General features: G+C 67.1%; 12 protein-coding genes. 9 read left to right on the top strand and 3 right to left on the bottom strand.

Annotation, left to right across the window (positions count from 1 at the left end):
- Positions 1-289 precede the first annotated feature (289 nt).
- From C1922_RS09465 to acnB, 3 genes are read left to right on the top strand one after another with little or no spacing between them, the layout of a single operon-like run.
- Positions 290-514 carry an AbrB/MazE/SpoVT family DNA-binding domain-containing protein gene (locus C1922_RS09465; RefSeq protein ID WP_108749517.1) on the top strand — a complete coding sequence of 75 codons (225 nt, stop codon included), beginning with the start codon at positions 290-292 and terminating at the stop codon, positions 512-514.
- A gap of 6 nt (positions 515-520) precedes the next feature.
- Positions 521-919 (top strand): type II toxin-antitoxin system VapC family toxin, encoded by a 399-nt coding sequence (locus C1922_RS09470; protein ID WP_108749518.1) that lies wholly within the window; start codon positions 521-523, stop codon positions 917-919.
- Positions 920-960: 41 nt separating this feature from the next.
- Positions 961-3,552 (top strand): bifunctional aconitate hydratase 2/2-methylisocitrate dehydratase, encoded by a 2,592-nt coding sequence (gene acnB / locus C1922_RS09475; protein WP_108749519.1) that lies wholly within the window; start codon positions 961-963, stop codon positions 3,550-3,552.
- A gap of 121 nt (positions 3,553-3,673) precedes the next feature.
- On the opposite strand, the gene C1922_RS09480 is transcribed toward acnB, so the two are convergent.
- The gene (locus C1922_RS09480) at positions 3,674-4,921 is read right to left on the bottom strand and encodes a LysR substrate-binding domain-containing protein (protein WP_108749520.1); all 1,248 of its coding nucleotides are present in this window, start codon (positions 4,919-4,921) and stop codon (positions 3,674-3,676) included.
- A gap of 100 nt (positions 4,922-5,021) precedes the next feature.
- On the opposite strand from C1922_RS09480, the gene C1922_RS09485 reads away from it, so the two are divergent.
- From C1922_RS09485 to C1922_RS09510, 6 genes are all read left to right on the top strand, one after another.
- A complete protein-coding gene (locus C1922_RS09485; protein ID WP_108749521.1) occupies positions 5,022-5,693 on the top strand; it encodes a 4-carboxy-4-hydroxy-2-oxoadipate aldolase/oxaloacetate decarboxylase in 672 nt (223 codons plus the stop codon).
- The gene (locus tag C1922_RS09490; protein ID WP_108749522.1) at positions 5,686-6,741 is read left to right on the top strand and encodes a 4-oxalomesaconate tautomerase; all 1,056 of its coding nucleotides are present in this window, start codon (positions 5,686-5,688) and stop codon (positions 6,739-6,741) included. Before C1922_RS09485 ends, C1922_RS09490 begins: the two co-directional genes overlap by 8 nt.
- 43 nt (positions 6,742-6,784) lie before the next feature.
- A complete protein-coding gene (gene dctA, locus C1922_RS09495) occupies positions 6,785-8,098 on the top strand; it encodes a C4-dicarboxylate transporter DctA (protein ID WP_108749523.1) in 1,314 nt (437 codons plus the stop codon).
- Positions 8,099-8,186: 88 nt separating this feature from the next.
- Positions 8,187-9,470 (top strand): carbohydrate porin, encoded by a 1,284-nt coding sequence (locus C1922_RS09500; protein ID WP_159091914.1) that lies wholly within the window; start codon positions 8,187-8,189, stop codon positions 9,468-9,470.
- A 23-nt stretch (positions 9,471-9,493) separates the two neighbouring features.
- The gene (locus tag C1922_RS09505) at positions 9,494-10,516 is read left to right on the top strand and encodes an amidohydrolase family protein (RefSeq protein ID WP_108749525.1); all 1,023 of its coding nucleotides are present in this window, start codon (positions 9,494-9,496) and stop codon (positions 10,514-10,516) included.
- Positions 10,516-11,406, top strand: a complete 891-nt coding sequence (locus C1922_RS09510; protein ID WP_108749526.1) for an amidohydrolase family protein — start codon at positions 10,516-10,518, stop codon at positions 11,404-11,406. The genes C1922_RS09505 and C1922_RS09510 overlap by 1 nt, the downstream gene beginning before the upstream one ends.
- Positions 11,407-11,494: 88 nt before the next feature.
- Here the strand turns inward: C1922_RS09510 and C1922_RS09515 are convergent, their stop codons facing one another.
- Together C1922_RS09515 and C1922_RS09520 are read right to left on the bottom strand one after the other, a co-directional pair.
- Positions 11,495-12,409, bottom strand: a complete 915-nt coding sequence (locus C1922_RS09515; RefSeq protein WP_108749527.1) for a hypothetical protein — start codon at positions 12,407-12,409, stop codon at positions 11,495-11,497.
- 40 nt (positions 12,410-12,449) lie between these two features.
- On the bottom strand, positions 12,450-14,033 hold the full coding sequence (locus C1922_RS09520; protein ID WP_108749528.1) for a hypothetical protein: 1,584 nt from the start codon (positions 14,031-14,033) through the stop codon (positions 12,450-12,452).
- Positions 14,034-14,067: the final 34 nt, after the last annotated feature.

Below are 14,067 nucleotides of genomic sequence, written 5' to 3' on the forward strand. Positions count from 1 at the left end.
GCAGATGACTCCTCTTGCGGATGGCTTGCTCTGGCCCGTGCGTATACGGGCCTGCTTGCGGTCGCCGCGGGCCTGCTGGCCCCGGTGCGCCCCAGTATGAATGCATTCACCTGGGCGCGGGCCGGCCTGCGGCATCGGGTCCAGACTACAGCGGCAGGTGTATGGCGTATGTCATGAATGTGGCGGATCCTTTGCGGCTGTAGGGTCCGGGGCGGGCCCGGCCGGGTGCGGGGTGGAAGTATGCCCGGCAAAGTATGTATAATTTGTGCATACCGAAGAGGGCCTACTCATGGAAGCCACTGTTGCAGAGCGCGGACAGATCACCCTGCCCAAGGCGGTGCGTGACGCGCTGGGCCTGACCAAGGGCACCCAGTTGAAGGTGGAGCTGGACGGCAGCCGTATCATCCTGCGCAAGAGCGTGGACGATGCGATCTCCCGCGCCCGCGGCAAGTTCGCGCTGGACGGCTTCGAGTCGGCCGAATCGGCGGTACGCGCGGTGCGCGACGAGGAATAAAGCGTGATGATTGCCGTCGATTCACCGGTGCTGGTGGAACTGCTGAGCAACGGCCCGCAGGCCGATGCGGTCGAAGCGATCCTGCGGCAGAGCCTGGTCGGTGGCCGCGTGGTGGTCTGCGGCGCGACCCTGGCCGAAGTCTGCGCCTCGCTGCGCGGCGGCGCCGAGGTGCTGGAAGCACTGGAAGAAATGGGTGTGCACTTCAATGCGCTGGAGGCCAAATCGGCCCTGCGCGCCGGCGAGATGCACCGCCGCCACCGCCAGCGCAGCGGCAGGCGCCGCAGCCTGGACGAATTCATGGTCGGGGCCCACGCATTGCTTCAATGCGACGGCCTGATCACCTGGAACGACACGTTTTACCGCGACTACTTCAAGGGCCTGAAGCTGATCGTGCCGCAAGCCTGAGCCCATCTTTTTTTCAACCTACGCATTACCCGGGAGTTGTCATGTTGGAAGCCTACCGCCACCACGTCGCCGAGCGCGCTGCGCTTGGCATCCCGCCGCTGCCGCTGAGCGCGCAGCAGACGGCCGATGTCATCGAACTGCTGAAGAACCCGCCGCAGGGCGAGGCCGAGTTCCTGCTCGACCTGCTGACCCACCGCGTGCCGGCCGGCGTGGATGACGCTGCCAAGGTCAAGGCCTCGTACCTGGCCGCCATTGCGCTGGGCAGCGAGCAGAACCCGCTGATCAGCCGCGAGCGTGCCACCGAACTGCTGGGCACCATGCTGGGCGGTTACAACGTGGCCCCGCTGGTGCAGCTGCTGGACGACGCCAGCGTTGGCACCATCGCCGCTGACGGCCTGAAGAAGACCCTGCTGGTCTTCGATGCCTTCCACGATGTGCAGGAAAAGGCCAAGGCCGGCAACGCCAACGCGCAGTCCGTGCTGCAGAGCTGGGCCGATGCCGAGTGGTTCACCAACAACCCGGAAGTGCCGCAGAGCCTGACCGTCACCGTGTTCAAGGTGCCGGGCGAAACCAACACCGACGACCTGTCGCCGGCGCCGGATGCAACCACCCGCCCGGACATTCCGATGCACGCCCTGGCGATGCTGAAGAACAAGCGCGACGACGCGCCGTTCACCCCGGAAGAAGACGGCAAGCGCGGCCCGATCCAGCAGATCCTGGACCTGAAGGACAAGGGCCACCTGGTGGCCTACGTGGGCGACGTGGTCGGTACCGGTTCTTCGCGCAAGTCGGCCACCAACAGCGTGCTGTGGTGGACCGGCGATGACATTCCGTTCATCCCGAACAAGCGCGCCGGTGGCGTCTGCCTGGGTTCGAAGATCGCCCCGATCTTCTACAACACCATGGAAGATGCTGGCGCACTGCCGATCGAGCTGGACGTGTCGAAGATGGAGCACGGCGATGTGGTCGAGCTGCGTCCGTACGAAGGCAAGGCGCTGAAGAACGGCGAAGTGATCGCCGAATTCCAGGTCAAGTCCGAAGTGCTGTTCGACGAAGTGCGCGCCGGTGGCCGCATTCCGCTGATCATCGGCCGCGGCCTGACCGGCAAGGCGCGCGAAGCACTGGGCCTGGCCCCGACCGATCTGTTCCGCCTGCCGGTACAGCCGGCCGACACCGGCAAGGGCTTCTCGCTGGCACAGAAGATGGTCGGCCGCGCCTGTGGCCTGCCGGAAGGCCAGGGCATGCGCCCGGGCACCTACTGCGAACCGAAGATGACCTCGGTCGGCTCGCAGGACACCACCGGCCCGATGACCCGCGACGAGCTGAAGGACCTGGCCTGCCTGGGCTTCTCGGCTGACCTGGTGATGCAGTCGTTCTGCCACACTGCCGCCTACCCGAAGCCGGTGGACGTGAAGACCCACCACACCCTGCCGGAGTTCATCTCCACCCGCGGCGGCATCTCGCTGCGCCCGGGCGATGGCGTGATCCACAGCTGGCTGAACCGCATGCTGCTGCCGGACACCGTCGGTACCGGTGGTGACTCGCACACCCGTTTCCCGGTGGGCATTTCGTTCCCGGCCGGCTCGGGCCTGGTGGCCTTCGCCGCCGCCACCGGCGTGATGCCGCTGGACATGCCCGAATCGGTGCTGGTGCGTTTCAAGGGCCAGATGCAGCCGGGCGTGACCCTGCGTGACCTGGTCAATGCCATTCCGCTGTACGCCATCAAGTCGGGCCTGCTGACCGTGGCCAAGGCCGGCAAGAAGAACATCTTCTCCGGTCGCATCCTGGAAATCGAAGGTCTGCCGGAACTGAAGGTCGAACAGGCCTTCGAACTGTCCGATGCGTCGGCCGAACGTTCGGCTGCCGGTTGCTCGGTGCGCCTGAACAAGGAGCCGATCATCGAGTACCTGACCAGCAACATCACCCTGCTGAAGTGGATGATTGCCGAGGGTTACCAGGATCCGCGTTCGCTGCAGCGCCGTATCGAAAAGATGGAAGCGTGGCTGGCCAACCCGGAGCTGCTGGAGCCGGATGCCGACGCCGAATACGCTGCCGTCATCGAGATCGACCTGGCCGACATCCATGAGCCGATCGTGGCCTGCCCGAACGATCCGGACGACGTGAAGACCCTGTCCGAAGTGGCCGGCGCCAAGATCGACGAAGTGTTCATCGGTTCGTGCATGACCAACATCGGTCACTTCCGCGCCGCGGCCAAGCTGCTGGACGGCAAGCGTGACCTGCCGACCCGCCTGTGGGTGGCCCCGCCGACCAAGATGGATGCTTCGGAGCTGACCAAGGAAGGCGTGTACGGCACCTTCGGCGCCACCGGCGCACGCATGGAAATGCCGGGCTGCTCGCTGTGCATGGGCAACCAGGCGCAGATCCGCGAAGGTTCCACCGCGATGTCGACCTCGACCCGCAACTTCCCGAACCGTCTGGGCCGCAACACCAACGTGTACCTGGGTTCGGCCGAACTGGCCGCGATCTGCTCGCGTCTGGGCCGCATCCCGACCAAGGAAGAGTACATGGCCGATATTGGCGTGATCGCCAAGAGCGGCGCGGAAATCTACCGCTACATGAACTTCGACCAGATCGAGGAGTACCAGGACGTGGCCAAGACGGTCGCTGCCTGATCCTGCTGATCGGTTGATGCGGTAAACGAAGAACCCCCGGTGCGAGCCGGGGGTTTTTTGTGGTCGTTCAATTGGGGTCAGAGCCGTTTTCCTGCGGAAAACGGGTCTGACCCCGGCGGCCTCAGCGGTAGCGGAATGGCCAGGCGTCTGGGCCGTCATTGCTGCGTTCGGCGCAGACGTCGCGGAAGGTCTGCAGGAAGGCCTGCTGCGGCCGCGTCGGGTGCCAGTCGGCTCGGGTGGTCAGGCCGATGCGGCGGCGCAGGGCCTGACCGGCCAGGCCCAGGTCGGCCAGCAGGCCGGCCTGTCGTTCGATCAGGAACTGGTCCCGCGACATCAGGGTCAGCCAGTCGTCTTCCAGCAGCAGGCCGCGAGTGATCACCAGCGAGCCACACTCGATGCGCAGCACCGGCGGTTCGTGGCCGTTGTCGCGGAACATCCGTTCCCAGCGTGCGCGTACCGGTGCGCCGGTGGCCGGGATCACCCAGGGGTAGTCGAGCAGCTGCGCAAAGCGCCACGGCTGCTGTGCGGACAGCGGATGACCGGCGCGCCCAACGATCACCGGATCATCGTCGAACAGACCTTCCTGCACCACGTCGGGCACCGCGCTGAGATCGCGCATGGCGCCGACCAGCAGGTCCAGACTGCCCTGGCGCAGGTCGGACAGCAGTTCCGAGAACGGCCCTTCCACCACGCTCACCGTGGCGCCCGGCCACGCCCGCGCGAAGCGTGCCAGTGCCTGTGGCAGCAGCAGTGCGCGGGCCAGCGGCATCACCCCGATGGCCAGGCGCCCACCATGCTGGTCGCGCAGGGCGGCCAGCTCGTCCACGCCGGTGGCCAGTTCGGACAGCGCCAGCCGCACCCAGCGCAGCAGGCGGGTGGCGGCCGGCGTGGCCAGCAATGCCTTGCCGCGCCGCTGCAGAAGCGGGACCTCGATCACCGCTTCCAGATCGCGCGCGGCGCGATGCATGGCCGGTTGTGAGACGCCGGCGCGCGCTGCAGCCAGGGTGAAGCTGCCGGCGCTGTCCACCGCAGTGAGCGCGCGCAGCTGGCTGAGGGTCAGCCGGCGCTCGACCGCGGCCAGTGCCGGAAGCCGCGCGGCGCGACGGGCGGCGCGCACGCCGCGGGCCAGGTAGGCCAGGGCGCGTTCGATGCGTGGCACCAACAGTACCGTGGCCTCGGTGGCGACCACGCCGCCGGGCTGCCGGTCGAACAGCGCCGCATCCAGTTGCCGCTCCAGCCGCGCGATGGCCTGGGTGAGCGCCGGCTGGGACACATTGATGTGCGGTGCCGCCGCGCTGATGCCGCCGTGGGCGTGCACCGCCAGCAGCGCGTGCAGGTGCTTCAGGTTCAGCTCGGGCAGTCCGCTCATGGCACAACTATAACCAGATTGAATGGCATGGACGAAAAACGATCTTGAGGGGCTATGAGCCGCGGAACAGACTGCGGCATCGCCAACGAAGGATGGATGGATGTCCCGCGTCATCACCCGCATCGAGCGCGCCGCACCGGCGCTGATCCAGTCACTGGCCGAGGCCGGCGTGGCCACCGTGCACGAGGCGCAGGGCCGCAGCGGCCTGCTGCACCCGCGGCTGCGCCCGATCTACAGCGGTGCGCGTATCGCCGGCAGCGCGGTGACCGTGTCGGTGCCGCCGGGCGACAACTGGATGATGCACGTGGCCATCGAGCAGCTTGGCGAGGGCGACATCCTGGTGGTGGCACCGACCAGCGACTGCAGCGATGGCTACTTCGGCGATCTGCTTGCGACCTCGGCGCAGGCACGCGGTTGCCGCGGCCTGGTGATCGATGCCGGGGTGCGCGATGTGCGCGAGCTGACCGCGATGGGCTTCCCGGTCTGGAGCCGCGCGATCCATGCGCAGGGCACGGTGAAGGAAACGCTGGGTTCGGTGAACGTGCCGCTGGTCTGTGGCGGCGCCCTGGTGAATGCGGGTGACGTGGTGATCGCCGACGACGATGGTGTCTGCATCGTGCCGCGTGCCGAGGCGGCACGGGTGGCTGCCGAGGCGCAGGCGCGCGAAGCACGCGAGGCCGACAAGCGCGAGCGCCTGGCCCGTGGCGAACTGGGCCTGGACATCTACGCGATGCGTGAGCGCCTGGCCGCCAAGGGTCTGCGCTATGAGTAAGGGCGTGCGCGCGATGTGGATGCGCGGCGGCACGTCCAAGGGCGGGTTCTTTCTCGCCCAGGATCTGCCAGCCGACGCCGCTGCGCGCGATGCCTTCCTGCTGCGCGCCTATGGTTCACCGGACGTGCGGCAGATCGACGGCATGGGCGGCGGGGACCCGCTGACCTCCAAGGTGGCGGTCGTCTCGCCCTCGCAGCGCGGGGACGCCGATGTGGATTACCTGTTCCTGCAGGTCTTCGTGGACCAGGCGCTGGTCAGCGACGCGCAGAACTGCGGCAACATGCTGGCCGGCGTGGGCCCGTTCGCGATTGAACGCGGGCTGGTGCCGGCACGCGATGGAGTGACCGAGGTACGCATCTTCATGGCCAACACCGGCACCCTGGCCACCGCGAGCGTGCAGACGCCCGCCGGCCGGGTGAGCTATGCCGGTGACGCGCGCATCGACGGCGTGCCTGGCACCGCCGCGCCGGTGCCGCTGGCCTTCGAGGACACCGCCGGTTCCAGCTGCGGCGCGCTGCTGCCGACCGGCAACGCGGTGGACGTGATCGAGGGCGTGCAGGTGACCCTGATCGACAACGGCATGCCCTGCGTGGTGCTGCAGGCATCGGATCTGGGCATCAACGGGCATGAGGACCGCGCCACCCTGGATGCCGATGACGCACTGAAGGCGCGCCTGGAGGCGATCCGACTGCAGGCGGGACCGAAGATGAACCTGGGCGACGTGGCCGAAAAATCGGTGCCGAAGATGATGCTGGTGGCAGCGCCGGCCGACGGCGGCGCAATCTGCGTGCGCTCGTTCATCCCGCACCGTTGCCACGCCTCCATCGGCGTGCTGGGCGCGGTGACGGTGGCCACGGCCTGCCTGTTGCCGGGTTCGCCAGCCCACGCCCTGGCCCGCTTGCCGGGCGGGCAGGTACAGACGCTGGCGGTGGAGCACCCCAGCGGGGCAACCGCCTGCGTGATCGAACTGAACGAGGACGGGCAGGTGGCCCGCGCGGCGATGCTGCGCACCGCACGGAAGCTGTTCGACGGCGAACTGTTCGACTGAACAGGCAACGCCTTTCTATTCTCTGCGACCTGGGAGGGTTGTTATGACCGTGGTAGGGAAGCGGCCGGGCCGCTTTGGAATATTGGGCCAGTTGTGGTTCCAGGTGCTGGCCGGCACCGTGATCGGCGTGTTGCTGGGCTGGCTGCAGCCGGACCTGGGTTCGGCGATGAAGCCGCTGGGTGATGGCTTCATCAAGCTGATCCGGATGATGATCGGGCCGATCATCTTCGTCACCGTGGTGCACGGCATCGCCGGCATGCGTGACATGCGCAGCGTGGGCCGGCTGGCGCTGAAGTCGCTGATCTATTTCGAGGTGATCACCATCCTCGCGCTGATCGTCGGCCTGGTGGCGGTGGATCTGTGGAAGCCCGGCGCCGGCATGAACATCGATGCGGCGACCATCGACATGGCCAGCATCCAGGGCTATGTGCACACCGCTCACGACCAGTCGATCGTGGCCTACATCATGGCCATCATCCCCAATACGCTGGTCAGTGCCTTCACCGAAGCACATGTGCTGCAGGTGCTGTTCGTGGCGGTGCTGTTCGGCGTGGCCCTGGCCGCCGTCGGTGAACGCGGCAAGCCGGTGATGGACGTGATCGAGAGTGCCTCCGGCGCGATGTTCAAGATCATCGGCTACATCATGTATGTGGCGCCCATCGGTGCGTTCGGCGCCATCGCCTTCACCGTGGGCCAGTTCGGTGCCGCCTCGCTGCTGTCACTGGGCGAGCTGATCATCGAGTTCTTCGTGGTCTGCGGGCTGTTCACCGTACTGGTGCTTGGCACCGTGTGCTGGTGGACCGGGGCCAGCCTGTGGCGCCTGCTGGGCTACCTGCGCGACGAGATCATCATCGTGGCGGCCACCACCAGCACCGAGACCGTGCTGCCGCGCCTGATCGAGAAGATGAAGAAGCTGGGCTGCGAGGAAGGGGTGGTCGGTTTCGTGATTCCCGCCGGCTACTCGTTCAACCTGGACGGCACCTGCCTGTACCTGACCACGGTGGCGATCTTCCTGGCCCAGGCCACCAATACCGAACTGACCGTGTGGCACCAGCTGGGCCTGATCGCCGTGCTGCTGCTGACCTCCAAGGGCGCGGCAGGCGTGGCCGGCGCGGCGTTCGTGGTGCTGGCCGCCACCCTTGGCACCACCGGCACCATTCCGGTGGCCAGTATTGCCCTGATCCTGGGCATCCACCGCATCCTGGCCGAGGGGCTGACCTTCGTGAACCTGATCGGCAACGCGATTGCGGTGCTGGTGATCGCCAAGTGGGAAGGCAAGCTGGATGAGAAGACCATGGCGGCGCAGATCGGCACCCGCCGCACGCGCCAGCGTCTGCTGGGCGCACAGCCCGCCTGAGGCAATGGCCTGAGCCCTGACGGCCACCGCGCGGGGCCTCCATTGAATGCAACGACCTGGCGCCGGCGGCGCCGGGAAGGGAGAGAACATGTCGCAGTTCCTGCGCACCCCGCTGTACCTGCTGCTGGCCAGTGTGTTGGCCGCGCCGGCCTTCGCCGCTGACCGCAGCGTGCCCGAGGGTATCGACCTGACCCTGGACCTGGTCGGCAACGTAGCCCACAACCCGGTGGGCGGTGTCGAACAGGGCACCGAAGGTTCGTACTGGGTGATGGCCCAATCGAAGTTCGACCTGGACAAACTGTTCGGCGTACACGGCACCGAGGTCGATGCTCAGTGGGCCTGGTTTGCCGGGCGCAATCTGGCGCGCGAGAAGATCGGCAATTCGATCAGCGCTCAGCAGACCTGGCGGCCGGTGGCCGGCGGCCGCCTGACCCGGCTGACCCTGCGCCACCGCTTCGACAACGGGTTGAGCATCACTGCAGGCCGCGCGCCGGTGAACAGCTACTTCAACAACTCGCCACTCAACTGCGTGTTCATGAGCAATGCGATGTGCCTGACCCCGTACGGTGCGATCACTGACCTCGGCATCACCGCCTACCCGAACTCTTCGTGGGCGGGCATCGTGCGCTACGACGTGGATGATCGCTGGTATGCCCAGGCCGGCGTGTTCGATTACAACAACACGCTGAACGAGGCCGGCAAGAACGGCCTGGATTTTTCGGTGGGCGAGGGCACCGGCACGATCAGTGCCTACGAAGTGGGCTACCAGACCAGCTTCGCCAACGATCGCCTGCCGCGCACGTACCGGCTGGGCATGTACCGCAACAGCGATGGTGGCAAGAGCCCGTACTTCGATGCCAACGGCAACTCGGCGGCGCTGACCGGCAAGCCGACCGCGGCGCAGGACGGCGCACGCATGGGCTGGTACGCGATGGCCGACCAGACCGTGTGGCGCGGCGAGGGCAAGCGCAACCTGGCGGTGTTCGGGCGTGTCTACCTCAACACCGGCAACGAGGCGCCGGTCGACCATTTCGTGTCGGCCGGCTTCGTCAAGACCGGCACGTTTGCCAGCCGCGACCAGGACACCCTGGCCCTGTTCGTGTCCAACACCCACTTCAGCGACGAACAGATCGGTTTCCTGCGTGATCGCCGCAGCCGCCATGGCGGCACGGGCGCGCCGCATGCCGATGAAATCATCACCGAACTCAGCTACGGCTGGGCGGTGAAGAAAGGCATCCGCCTGATGCCGAACCTGCAGTACGTCATCAACCCCGACCCGATCTATGCGCCCACGCGTACCACCAACATTCCCGATGCGCTGATTGTTGGCCTGCGCGTGGATGTGCATTTCGCCCAGCTGTTTGGCTGGTGATCCATCGCCCCAGGAGATCCCCCATGATCATCGACTGCCACGGCCACTACACCACGGCCCCGACCGGCCACGATGCGTTCCGCAAGGCGCAGGTGGCCCACTACAACGATCGCTCGCTGCCGGCGGCGGTCTATCCCACCATCAGCGACGATGAACTGCGCGACAGTGTGGAGGCCAACCAGCTGCGCCTGCTGCGCGAGCGTGGCGCGGACATGACCATCTTCTCGCCGCGTGCCAGCACCATGGCGCACCACATCGGCGATGAGCAGGTGAGTTCCGAATGGACGCGGCACTGCAATGACCTGATCGCGCGGGTGGTGCAGCTGTATCCCGAGCAGTTCATCGGCGTATGCCAGCTGCCGCAGTCGCCGGGCGTGCCGATCGCCCATGCGGTGGCCGAGCTGGAGCGCTGCGTGAACGAACTTGGTTTCGTCGGCTGCAATCTGAACCCGGATCCGTCCGGTGGCCACTGGGATGGCCTGCCGCTGACCGACCGCTCCTGGTACCCGTTCTTCGAGAAGATGGTGGAGCTGGACGTGCCGGCCATGGTGCATGTGTCGGGCAGCTGCAACGCCAACTTCCATGCCACCGGCGCGCACTACCTGAACGCCGATACCACGGCCTTCATGCAGTTCCTGCAGGGCGACCTGTTCCGTGACTTCCCCACGCTGCGCTTCATCATTCCGCATGGCGGTGGTGCGGTGCCGTACCATTGGGGGCGCTTCCGTGGCCTGGCGGACATGCTGGGCAAGCCGCCGCTGGCTGAGCATGTGATGCGAAACGTCTACTTCGATACCTGCGTGTACCACCAACCCGGCATCGACCTGCTGTTCGAGGTGATCGACATCGACAACATCCTGTTCGGTTCGGAAATGGTGGGCGCCGTGCGCGGCATCGACCCGCAGACGGGTCACTTCTTCGATGACACCCGCCGCTACATCGATGCCCTGGCGCTGTCCGACGGCGACCGCTACAAGGTCTTCGAAGGCAATGCGCGCCGTGTCTACCCGCGGCTGGATGCCCAGCTGAAGGCCAGGGGGCTGTGATGGCCGCCTTCCAGAAGGATGCCGACTGGCTGGATTACTGTGCCTACCCGAGCCGCCCAAATTTCCTGCCGCCGCCCGGTGCGGTGGATGCGCACTGCCATGTGTTCGGTCCGGGCGATGTGTTTCCATATGCGCCCGAGCGCAAGTACACCCCTTGCGACGCCGGCAAGGCGCAGCTGTTCGCGTTGCGCGATTTCCTGGGCTTCAGCCGCAACGTAATCGTGCAGGCCACCTGCCATGGTGCCGACAACCGCGCCTTGGTGGACGCGCTGCAGGCCAGCGGCGGCCTTGCCCGGGGTGTGGCGACCGTGCGCGATACCGTCAGCGATGAAGAGCTGCAGCAGCTGCATGCGGCTGGGGTGCGGGGCGTGCGCTTCAACTTCGTGCGCCGTCTGGTCGATCCGAAGCCCGACGCCTATTACCACGCGATCATCGATCGCATCGCGCCGCTGGGCTGGCACGTGGTGGTGTACTTCGAAGCGGCCGATCTGGCCGAGCGCTGGAAGTTCTTCACCACGTTGCCGACCACCGTGGTGGTGGACCACATGGGCCGCCCGGACGTGAGCCAGCCGCTGGACGGGCCCGAGTTCCAGCGCTTCGTGCGATTGATGGCCGAGCACGGCAACGTGTGGAGCAAGGTCAGCTGCCCCGAGCGGCTGTCACGGATTGGGCCGCCCGGGTATGCCGATGTGGTGCCATTCGCCCGGCACCTGGTGCAGCAGTTCCCGGACCGGGTGCTGTGGGGGACCGACTGGCCGCACCCGAACATGAAGGACCACATGCCCGACGACGGCCACCTGGTGGACGTGATTCCGCACATCGCACCGACGCCCGAGTTGCAGCGCAGGCTGCTGGTGGACAATCCGATGCGGTTGTACTGGGGCGAGTAGATCCACGCCACGCGTGGGTGGGGATGCGCGCGATGCGTCCGGGGTCAGAGCCCTTGCCTGAGGCAAGGGGTCCGACCCTGGGCTGGGGTCAGGCCTGGGTAACGGCGGTCGCGTCTTCGGCCACCGCCGGTGCGTCTGCCGGCGGCTCCGGTTCTGCGGCGGTCTCCGGCAACACGCCATGGTCGGGGAACAGGCGCGGCAGTTCGGCGACGAAGCGGGCGATGCAGGCCTCGGCGAAGTCGCGCGAGGCGGCCTTGGCCTTGGCATAGTCGTCGGCCTGCCATTCCTGCAGCGGGGCCACCTGTGCCTCGTCCTGGCAGTGCACGCCCTGGCCGCCACTTGCGCTGCGGAACAGCCTGCGCACCACCGGGAAGCCGATCGTTGCGTCGTGGCGCAGCTCGTAGGGCGTGTCTGCATCACCGAGCTTCTGGTACACCAGCGACCACTGGCCGGCGCTGGCTTCGACGGTACGCTCGTCGCTGGGAATGGCGCCGGGATGGGCGGCGAAGTAGATCGCCAGCTGTTCGCGGATCATGGCCGGCAACAGCCCGAACGCGGGGCTGGGCACGGCACCGATGCTGTCGCCGCGCACGTTGTTCTTGCTGAAGGTGCTGGTCTGGCCGCCGATGCCGGCCAACGTGCCCAACGCAAACAGACCGACCTTGGCGGCGGTTGCCCCAGCGGTGTCACCGCGCATCACCAGGCGCAGGGCCGGATCGCCGTAGCGATTGCCGTCGGGCCCGGTGCCCAGCCCGGAGGTGATCTTGATGCGCCGCAGGCTGCTGTAGTCCATCACGGGGGCCCCAACCGGCGCAGCAACGGCCTCGGCTGCCGGTTCCGGCATGGCCTCGGTTGCCGGCTCGGCCGCGGGTTCGGGCGTCGCCACGAGGGTGGTTGCCGCGGCAGTGCCGGACGCGGGTGCTGGGTCGCTGGCATGGGCCGACGCGGCCAGCAGCAAGCTGGCGGCGATTGCGGCGGTGAGACAAGCGGGGCGTACTGCCATGGTGATACTCCTTGGATAAGCGGAACGGGCGCGCTGCGGCTTACTGCCCAGCGAACTCCTTGACCGGGAAGGCCTTGCAGCGCTCGACCGCCGCGGCGATGTCCAATGGCGCATCGGCGGCGGCACCACGGCGCAGGTTCACCGACGCGGCTTCTTCCCACAGGCTGGGCAGCACCTGCGGCGCGTCCAGCACCCGTTCGCGCACGGCATCGTGCAGGACACTGCTGTAGTCGGATGAGGGCGCTACCACGCACAGGCGGGTGCCGGGGGTGCTGCTGGCCTGCTGCAGCATCTGCTGCAGGGCCTCGCTGCTGCCTGCTTCGTCAGGCAGCTGCTGCGCGGCGCTGCCTTGGCTCGCGTCCTGGATCTGCAGCTGGCCGGGACTGAACAGCAGGACCTGCATCTCCTGTCGCGGTTCGACGCGCACCGGCGCACGCGTGCGCTCGCAGATGGTGGGGGTCGGTCGGGCCTGCTGCGGCGTCACGCTGCCATCGGCGTGGACCTGGCGGACATGCAGCCGGCACATCTTGTCGGCCACTTCAAACTCCACTTCATAGTCCTGGCCAGGTTTGGCCACGAACTGGCCGGACAGCGTGCCCGTGCAGTACAGGCCGCTCTTGGGATCAAAGGCCGCCTCGAAGATCAGCGGCTTGCCACCGGGCACTTCGTACTCCTGATAGCTGAGCGTGGAGAACCGCTGGTTCTGCTTGCTGCGCAGGGCTTCGGTGCTGGGAATGCCGAGCAGGCCCTTGTCACCGGCATTGTTGTACTTGACGTCGATGCGGTCGCGGTAGTCGTCGCGGCACGACGCATCGGTAAGCAGGGTGGTGGTCCGGCCGAAATCGGCGTACACGCGCACCCGTGCCGGCGGCACGACGCCATCGGCGTAGGCGCTGAGATCCTCAGCCGCCAACGGGCGCGGGTACATGGCCGGAATGCGCTTGATCAGCTTTTCGATGCACTTCATGGTGATCATCTGCGCGGCGCTCTTCAGCCGGGCGTAGTCGTTGGCCTGCCAGGTGCCCAACGTCGCGCGCTCGTCGCTGTCGCTGCAGCGGATGATTTCGGCCAGGCTGCCATCGGCGCGGCGCTGCTGGATGGTGCTGGTGTGGTTGAGGCGGTACAGCGGATCCTTGCGGGTGTTGCCCTGGTGTACCAGCGCCCAGGTTTCGGCATTGAAGCGCAGGGTGCTGGTCTGGGTCGGCAGTGCGTCGGGGGCGTAGCGGAAATAGCCGCCCACCAGGGCCTTGGCCACGTTCGGCATCAGCGTGATGGCCGGGCTGGCCTGGCCTTCGATGATGCTGCCGGGCAGCTGGTTGCGCCGGATGTAGTCGGGCTCGTTGCCACTGAACAGCAGGGACAGTCCCTTCGGCGTCAGCGCCTCGCTGTCGTCGGGAGTGACGATGCGCAGCGCCACGTCCGGCGCGTGCAGCGGCTTGGCGGCGGTATCCGGACCGCTGAGGATCTGCACGCGTTCGCTCCACGCGTCGGCACCGGCGGTGGCGGGCGAAGCAGTGGTCGGTGCCTGCGGCGGGGTGGGTTCGGCGGCCGCAGCTGCCGCAAGCGGGGCCAACAGCGCGGTGGCCAGCAGTGGGATCGGGGTGGGGAAGCGGCGCACGGCCATGGTCAAGCTCCTTGAACAGCAGAAACAGCCACGC

Origin of the sequence: Stenotrophomonas sp. ZAC14D2_NAIMI4_7, from assembly GCF_003086675.1 — a bacterium.
Classification (GTDB): Bacteria; Pseudomonadota; Gammaproteobacteria; order Xanthomonadales; family Xanthomonadaceae; genus Stenotrophomonas.